This is a genomic window from Pseudomonas sp. NPDC089741, from assembly GCF_044748825.1.
Classification (GTDB): Bacteria; Pseudomonadota; Gammaproteobacteria; order Pseudomonadales; family Pseudomonadaceae; genus Aquipseudomonas; species Aquipseudomonas helmanticensis.
On sequence record NZ_JBIVGT010000017.1, the window covers coordinates 101,786 to 109,414 of the forward strand.

General features: G+C 59.4%; 7 protein-coding genes and 1 pseudogene. 4 read left to right on the plus strand and 4 right to left on the minus strand.

The features are described 5' to 3' along the window. Nucleotides 1-2,607, plus strand: coding sequence for a DNA ligase D (gene ligD / locus ACIPZE_RS17640; RefSeq protein ID WP_400774223.1), 2,607 nt, complete (start codon nucleotides 1-3; stop codon nucleotides 2,605-2,607). On the opposite strand, the gene ACIPZE_RS17645 is transcribed toward ligD, so the two are convergent. The 3 genes from ACIPZE_RS17645 to sodC form a co-directional block, all read right to left on the minus strand. After that, nucleotides 2,608-3,009 (minus strand): hypothetical protein, encoded by a 402-nt coding sequence (locus tag ACIPZE_RS17645; RefSeq protein ID WP_283435977.1) that lies wholly within the window; start codon nucleotides 3,007-3,009, stop codon nucleotides 2,608-2,610. Nucleotides 3,010-3,089: 80 nt separating this feature from the next. Next, complete coding sequence (locus ACIPZE_RS17650; protein ID WP_122594408.1) at nucleotides 3,090-3,404, minus strand: DUF2388 domain-containing protein; 315 nt, start codon at nucleotides 3,402-3,404, stop codon at nucleotides 3,090-3,092. Between the two features lie 160 nt (nucleotides 3,405-3,564). Next, nucleotides 3,565-4,086 (minus strand): superoxide dismutase family protein, encoded by a 522-nt coding sequence (gene sodC, locus ACIPZE_RS17655; protein ID WP_129394544.1) that lies wholly within the window; start codon nucleotides 4,084-4,086, stop codon nucleotides 3,565-3,567. Nucleotides 4,087-4,331: 245 nt separating this feature from the next. On the opposite strand from sodC, the pseudogene ACIPZE_RS17660 reads away from it, so the two are divergent. Next, nucleotides 4,332-5,087 (plus strand): annotated as a pseudogene (locus ACIPZE_RS17660) (MCP four helix bundle domain-containing protein); the annotation flags it as partial. Nucleotides 5,088-5,219: 132 nt separating this feature from the next. Next, nucleotides 5,220-5,945 (plus strand): methyl-accepting chemotaxis protein, encoded by a 726-nt coding sequence (locus tag ACIPZE_RS17665; RefSeq protein ID WP_400774242.1) that lies wholly within the window; start codon nucleotides 5,220-5,222, stop codon nucleotides 5,943-5,945. Nucleotides 5,946-6,124: 179 nt separating this feature from the next. Here ACIPZE_RS17665 and ACIPZE_RS17670 read toward each other — a convergent pair whose 3' ends face one another. Further along, entirely contained in the window at nucleotides 6,125-6,556 is a 432-nt protein-coding gene (locus tag ACIPZE_RS17670) for a nuclear transport factor 2 family protein (RefSeq protein WP_400774226.1), read from the minus strand. Nucleotides 6,557-7,094: 538 nt separating this feature from the next. On the opposite strand from ACIPZE_RS17670, the gene ACIPZE_RS17675 reads away from it, so the two are divergent. Next, a partial coding sequence (locus tag ACIPZE_RS17675) for a malate:quinone oxidoreductase (protein ID WP_400774228.1) occupies nucleotides 7,095-7,629 on the plus strand: 535 nt, incomplete at its 3' end.

Consider the following 7,629-nt stretch of genomic DNA (forward strand, 5'->3'; position numbering starts at 1 on the left):
ATGAACAGGAACCTCGATGATTACAACCGCATGCGCGATTTTTCAGCGACTTCGGAACCGGCGGCAGTCAAGCGCTCCGGCAGCAAAAGCGCCAAGGATCACGCCTTGCAGTTCTGTATCCAGAAGCACGACGCTTCGCACCTGCACTACGACTTTCGCCTGGAACTCGATGGCGCGCTGAAGAGTTGGGCGGTGCCGAAGGGGCCGTCACTCGATCCCAAGGTCAAGCGTCTGGCGGTGCATGTCGAAGACCATCCACTCGATTACGCGACCTTCGAGGGCAGCATTCCCGAAGGGCATTACGGTGCCGGCGATGTGATCGTCTGGGATCGCGGCGTGTGGATTCCGCAGGAAGATCCGCACAAGGCCTACGCCAAGGGCAAGCTCAAGTTCGAGCTGCAAGGCGAGAAGCTCGGCGGGATCTGGAACCTGGTGCGCACGCACATGCCGGGCAAGAAGGAGCAGTGGTTTCTGATCAAGCATCAGGACAGCGCTGCGCGGCCGCAGGATGACTACGACGTGTTGGTGGCCGAGCCGAACAGTGTGTTGAGTGAGCGCACGATAGTCGGTAAACCCAAACTCGCTGCCGAGCAAAGCAAACCGGCGAAGCAAGTTCCGGCCAAGCCCCGCAAGCAGGCCAGTGGGAAACTGACCGGGGCGCACAAAGCCAAACTGCCCGCGCAGCTCAAACCGGAACTGGCGACGTTGGTCGACAGCGCGCCGCAAGGGCAGTGGAGCTATGAGATCAAGTTCGACGGCTATCGGATCATGGCGCGCATCGATCATGACCAGGTGCAACTGTTCACCCGCAACGGCCACGACTGGACGCATAAACTGCCGCAACAGGCCGAGGCCCTTGCCGCGCTGGGGCTGGAGTCAGCTTGGCTGGACGGCGAAATGGTCGTCGCCAACGAACACGGGGTGCCGGACTTTCAGGCGCTGCAAAACGCCTTCGAAGTCGGGCGTAGCGCTAACATTCTCTACTACCTGTTTGATCTGCCGTATCTCAACGGCGTCGACTTGCGCGAAGTGCCAGTCGAGGAGCGGCGCGCCGCGCTGGCGACCATCCTCGGCACGCAGAAAAATCCGCTGCTGCGCTTCTCCGAAGCTTTTGACGAAACCCCGGACGCCTTGCTCAACAGCGCCTGCCAGATGCAGATGGAGGGCCTGATCGGCAAGCGCCTCGGCTCTCCTTATGTCTCGCGGCGCAGCAGCGACTGGATCAAGCTCAAGTGCAAACATCGGCAAGAATTCGTCGTGGTCGGCTACACCGAACCGAAAGGCTCGCGCAGTGCCTTCGGCGCATTGTTGCTGGGGCTGCATGATCGCGACAGCGGCGAGTTGCGTTACGCCGGCAAGGTTGGCACCGGGTTTAACGAAGCGACGTTGAAAAGCATCCTCGCCAAACTGAAACCGTTGCAGGCGAAGACAGCGGCAGTGGTCAATCCACCCAGTGGCTTCGAAGCCAAAGGCGTGCACTGGCTGAAGCCGAAGCTGTTGGCAGAAGTGGCGTTTGCCGAGATGACCAAGGACGGCTCGGTACGCCATGCTGTGTTCCATGGTCTGCGTGATGACAAACCGGCCAAGGACATCACTGAGGAGCGAGCGAAGCCCGTGAAGACTTCAGAGAAGAAAACCACCGCGAAAAAACCAGCGAAAGAAGCCCCCGCCAAACAAGCTTCTACGGCTGACACCAGCAATGCGCCGTCGCAACTCGGTGTGGCCAGCGGCAAAGTGCGCATCACCCACCCGGATCGCGTGATCGACGCTGTCAGCGGCACCACCAAAATGCAATTGGCCGAGTATTACGCCAGTGTCGCCGAATGGATTCTGCCGCAACTCAAAGAACGTCCGGTGGCGCTGGTGCGCGCTCCGGACGGTATTGGCGGCGAACTGTTTTTCCAGAAAAACGCCGAACGCCTGGCAATCCCCGGCATCACCACCCTGGACAAAGACGTTACCGGTCAACCGGTGATGCTCATCAACAACGCCGAAGCCTTGATCGGCGCCGTGCAGATGAGCACTGTCGAGTTGCACACCTGGAACGCTACGACCGTCGATCTGGATAAGCCTGATCGCTTCGTTCTCGACCTCGACCCGGATCCCGCTTTGCCTTGGAAAAGCATGGTCGAAGCCACCGCGCTGACCCTGACCGTACTGGATGAGTTGGGGCTCAAGGCGTTTCTCAAGACCAGTGGCGGCAAGGGCATTCATCTGGTCGTGCCAATCACGCGCAAACTTGGCTGGGATGAGGTCAAGGACTTCAGCCATGCGATTGTCAGCCACATGGCCAAGCTGTTGCCGGAGCGGATTTCGGCGGTGTCCGGGCCGAAAAACCGTGTCGGGCGGATCTTCATCGATTACCTGCGCAACGGTCTCGGCGCCACCACCATTTGTGCTTACTCGGCGCGCACGCGTGAAGGTTTGCCGGTGTCAGTGCCGTTGTTCCGTGAGGAAGTCGCCGAGATCAAGGGTGGCAATCAGTGGAACGTGCACAACGTCCATGAGCGCCTGGCCGAAGTCGGTGATGAGCCGTGGGCGGACATGAAGAAAACCCGCCAGAGCATCACCGCCGAGATGCGCAAACGGGTCGGCATTAAGAAGTGATCAAGTGTCGCGCAGCAAGTCGTGCGCGTTGAGCAGTTCGAAAGCAATTTGCGGATGATTTTCCAGGCCGCGGCGAATCGCTGCCGGAATCGCCGCGCGGGTCTTGCGACACAATCCTGGCAAGGCGTCGATCTGAATGGCGATGCCGCGCATCGTCCGCACTTCATTGAATCCCGGCGCGACTTCCACGCGAATGCCCAATTGGTCAAACATGCGCTGTTGCAGTCGTTTGAGGTCGTCGAGATCCTTGAGCATTTCCAGACGCGCGAGCAAGCGTTTTTCTTCCTCGCGGGTCAGGCGCAGGATGCGCAAGTCCGCACCGGGCGTCTCCAGCAACGGGTCGCGCCCGCAAATGCAGGCGCCGGGCGGGCAGGGTGAGCGCAATGGCGCAGTGGTCGTCATGGCCTCCATCATAGAGGCCGTCGGACAGTTTTGCCTATGCGCGTTCAGCGGCCGTCCATCGGCTGCCGGGTCCCTGAACGCTACTGATTGAGGCCTTCGTAATGCACCAGAATCGCGTTGGCGAGGTCTTCATCGCTGGCGTTGAGGCCAGGGTTGTCCTGGCGCACCTGCTGCAGCACCGACTCGAGATAAACCCCACGGATGGCCCCGCCACTGGCGACAAATGCAGACAAGTCGTCACGGGCCGGGATCACCATTTTGTGATCCTTGAAGGTCGAGTACAGCGACGCGGAGACACCGGCCGAAGTGGCGACATCGCCCGCGTCGACGCGAGCCAGCGCCGAGCCGACCGGCAGGCATAAGAGTAAAGAAGAAACGAGCACTAACTTGCGCATGACGGTGTTCCTCCACAAGCGCGAAGCAAAAAGGGAAGGACTACATAATGTGAGAGGGGCGCGCAGGGGCGGAGTTCCGTGGCGTGAAAAAGTCCGTGTGATTGCAAAACCGATGCGGGCAACGCCGTTGCGGGTTGCCCGGGTCTTCATCGCGGGGAAATCAGATGACTCCGCAGGCCATGCGATCGCCGCCGCCACCCAAAGGTTTTGGCATGTCCGAATGATTGTCGCCACCGGCATGGATCATCAGCGCGTGGCCTTTGACTTCGGCGATTTTCTTCAGGCGCGGCGCCAGCACCGGATAGTTGGCGTTACCGTCAGCGCTGACATAGACCGCCGGCAAGTCACCCAAGTGGCCATCGGCATAAGGGCCGAGGTGTTTGCCGGTTTTCTGCGGGTCGAAGTGCCCGCCGGCAGCCAGTGCGGCGCCTTTGACGCCATCCTTCATGCCGGCTTCGCAACTGCCGTTTTCATGTACATGAAAACCGTGCACGCCGGCCGGCAACGATTTCAGCTCGGGCGTGAACAACAGGCCATACGGCGTCTCGCTGATGGTGATGGAGCCAATCGCTTGCGGGGCGCCATCGGCGCTGACCAGATTGATGGCGACTTTTTCCTCCGCCGCCTGAGCGGTGCCGATGGCGAAGGTACCGAGCAAGCCCAACCACAGTGCGCGTTTCATAAGCGTTTCCTTTTGCTGTAACGAGTTTTTTGAAGGGTGGACTGATAGCCCAGCGGTATTAACCAGCGATGAAGGCATGTCCGGGTGCGTTGCAAAGTGAGACTTGCCGCCCAATCCGAAAGTTTTATGGCGGTTACCGCGTCCGGCGGACCTGCTGACACGCTCTGGCGCAGCAGACCGGTGCAAATAGGCTTAACTCAAGGTCTGACGAGCGTTTTCGGGCGCACCCCAAGGAGGAAAACACGGTGTCGATCAAACTGCGTTTAGTGTTGCTGATTGTTACCAGCCTGCTCACGGCCTTGATCGTCAGCCTGGTCAGCTACGTCGGCAACCAGCGGATGGCCGCCGCGGTGAGCGACAACGCGGTCAGCATGAGCGCGCTGCGCAACCACATGGAGGCGGACATGATGCACGACGCCCTGCGCGCCGATGTCTACTCGGCGATGCTGGTGGGGTTGGGCAAGAGCACCAGCACGGCGGCAGAAGTGCGCAAGTCGATCGACGAACACGCGGGGCATTTTCGCGAAGTGCTCGACGAAAACCTCAAGTTGCCGATCAATCCTGCGTTGCGCACGGCGCTGGAGCAGATAAAGCCAAGCCTCGACACCTACATCAACGCGGGCGAGCGGATTGTCGGCCTGGCGCTGGACAACCCGGATACCGCGCAGCAGGAACTTGGCACCTTCAATAACGCATTTGGCCAGCTCGAAGAGCAGATGGCGGCTTTGAGTGAGCTGATCGAAACCAATACCCGGCAGACCAGCGCTGGCACTGAAGCCGCGATCCGTAATGCCAACCTCGCGCTCGGTGTGGTGTTGCTTGCCGGGCTGTTGCTGCTATTGATCGAAGGACGCTGGGTGATCCGCAGCATCATGGGGCCACTGAAAACCGCCAGCCGTATCGCCGAAAGCATCGCTCACGGCAACCTCGGCGAAGCGATTATCGAGCCGTCCGGCAAGGATGAGGCGAGCGCGCTGATTCGCACGTTGGCGACCATGCAGCGCGACCTGCGCAACATGATCGACGTGGTGCGCAGCAATGCCCACGGCGTCAGCGGCATGAGTGCACAGCTCAGTCAGGGCTGCCATCAGGTTGCCGACAGCAGCCAGCAACAAAGCGTTGCCGCGAGCACCATGGCCGCGGCCGCCAGCCAGATGACCGCGAGCATCGAGGAAATCACCCGTCACGCCGAGCGCGCCCTGAGCATGGCCAACCAGGCCGAATCCCTGGCGAAAGAGGGCGGAGGGGTGATTCATCAAGTGGTCAGCGACATGGACGACATCGCTCGCTCGGCGCAACAGTCGGCGCAGGTGATTCGTACGCTGGATCAGGAATCCGAAGGCATCTTCAACATCATTCAGGTGATCAAGAGCATTGCCGACCAGACCAACCTGCTGGCGCTCAACGCTGCGATCGAGGCGGCTCGCGCCGGTGAACAGGGTAGGGGCTTTGCGGTGGTGGCGGATGAGGTGCGCAGTCTGGCGGCGCGCACCAGTGCCTCGACGCAAGAGATCGCGGCGATGGTCGCGCGCATTCAAAACAGCACCCGTGAGGCGGTCAGCAGCATGGAGGCGGGGGTGGCGCAGGTCGACAAGGGCATGGCGGTGACGGCTGACGTCGAACGCGCGATCCGCGAAATCCTCGAAGCGACCTTGAGCACCACGCAACTGGTCAATGACATTACCCGCACGATTGGCGAGCAGAGTCAGGCCAGTAACGAAATCGCCCATCAGGTGGAAATGATTGCCGGGATGTCCGAGGGCAACAGCCGGGTGATCGGGCAGACGGCGAATACCACGGATGAGTTGTCGAGCCTGGCGGGGCAACTGGCGCAGTCGGTGGACCGGTTTCGGTTGTGAAAACGGCTGGAGCAATTGCATTTGTGGTGTTAGAGCCGGCCTCTTCGCTGGCAAGCCAGCTCCCACAGTGGGCATTGGTGCGAACACAATTGCGTTCACACCATGGGAACCTGTGGGAGCTGGCTTGCCAGCGAAGAGGCCAGATCAGCCAACATCAACTTTGGATAGATTTACAACAATCAGTACTTGTACGCCTGCCGCCCCACCAGCAGCCACTTGCCATCCTGCTTCTGCCAGACCTGAAAGTTCTCGATCTCGGTCGGTATCACTTCAGTGCCCTTCAATGCCTGCGCAGAAAAGTGGTGGCGCACCAACGCGGTATCGCCAGACAAGGTGATGGTCTGCTTCTGCATCTCTAGCGTTTTGAACGCACTTTTGCCGGTTTCGATATCTGCGATGAATTCTTTCTTGTCCTGAATCTTGCCGCTGGAATGGCCGTAAGTCAGGTTGGGCGCGGTCAGGGCATTCAGCTCGGCGATGTTCTTGTGCAGCATCGCCTGGGTCAAATGATCGACGGCCTGGGCGACGTCATTCTCCGCCGGAGCAGGGGCGGCCAGGGTGTAACCGCTGAAGGCGCAGAGAAAACCGATCAGGAGGCGGGTGTTATTCATGGAAGGTATTTCCTTGTTGTTATGGGTTTGATGACTGATTGATTCAATATGTGAATTCATCAGTCATCGTACAACTTAGCAGCTTCTTGATTGATTGGGCAGCGTTGCCAGGGGCTTGGACGGCTATAACCACAGCCGCAACGCTGAAAGGCTTCAGTCAGAGCCTGCACCAGGGTCATGTTCGGCGATTGACGGCCGATAAGTCCCTGAGCGGAAAAGGACTCTCAAGTCGGGAACAGACGCGCGGGTTTGCCCTGACGTGATATTCTTCGCGCCAACTTGGTTTGACCTAATTCAGTTTGCTTGCCTTCGGGCGGGCTGACGGAATCCCTGTCGCTCAAGTAGCTGAAGCCAATAATGATAAGAAGTCAGTTCAGAAGGGACATTAACTGAGGTCGATGCAGCACGTCGGCCTTGTGTGCCCACCCGTCAAAATTGAAGTGTGCCGCAATCCCAGACGCTAGCCTGAGCGTCATCAAAGCGGATCGCATACAGATAACAGCGGCGGGCGGAAGGCGTTTTATCATAGGTGCAACAGATGTTTAAAAAAGTGAACACAGCCCTGCTGGGTCTGGCCTTGGCGATGGGGATGACATCCGCCAATGCTGACGAAGCAAAGAAAGTCGACGTTCTGCTGATCGGCGGCGGCATCATGAGCACCACCCTGGGTGTGTGGATCAATGAGCTGGAGCCAAGCTGGTCGATGGAAATGGTCGAGCGCCTCGATGGCGTCGCCCTCGAAAGCTCTAACGGCTGGAACAACGCCGGTACCGGTCACTCGGCTCTGGCTGAGCTGAACTACACCCCGGAAGACGACAAAGGCAACGTGACGATCCCGAAAGCGGTCGAGATCAACGAAGCGTTCCAGGTGTCGCGTCAGTTCTGGGCGTGGCAGGTTCAGCAAGGCGTTCTGAAGAACCCTCGCTCGTTCATCAACACCACTCCGCACATGAGCTTCGTGTGGGGCGATGACAACATCAAGTTCCTGAAAAAGCGCTACGAAGCCCTGCAAGCGAGCCCGCTGTTCGCCGGCATGCAGTACTCCGAAGACCCGGCTGTGATCAAGAAGTGGT

Coding starts and splice junctions, on each gene's coding strand:
- ACIPZE_RS17650 (WP_122594408.1), bottom strand. CDS start 3,404: ATGCGCAAGTTAGTGCTCGTTTCTTCTTTACTCTTATGCCTGCCGGTC.
- ACIPZE_RS17670 (WP_400774226.1), bottom strand. CDS start 6,556: ATGAATAACACCCGCCTCCTGATCGGTTTTCTCTGCGCCTTCAGCGGT.
- sodC (WP_129394544.1), bottom strand. CDS start 4,086: ATGAAACGCGCACTGTGGTTGGGCTTGCTCGGTACCTTCGCCATCGGC.
- ACIPZE_RS17645 (WP_283435977.1), bottom strand. CDS start 3,009: ATGACGACCACTGCGCCATTGCGCTCACCCTGCCCGCCCGGCGCCTGC.
- ligD (WP_400774223.1), top strand. CDS start 1: ATGAACAGGAACCTCGATGATTACAACCGCATGCGCGATTTTTCAGCG.
- ACIPZE_RS17665 (WP_400774242.1), top strand. CDS start 5,220: ATGGCCGCGGCCGCCAGCCAGATGACCGCGAGCATCGAGGAAATCACC.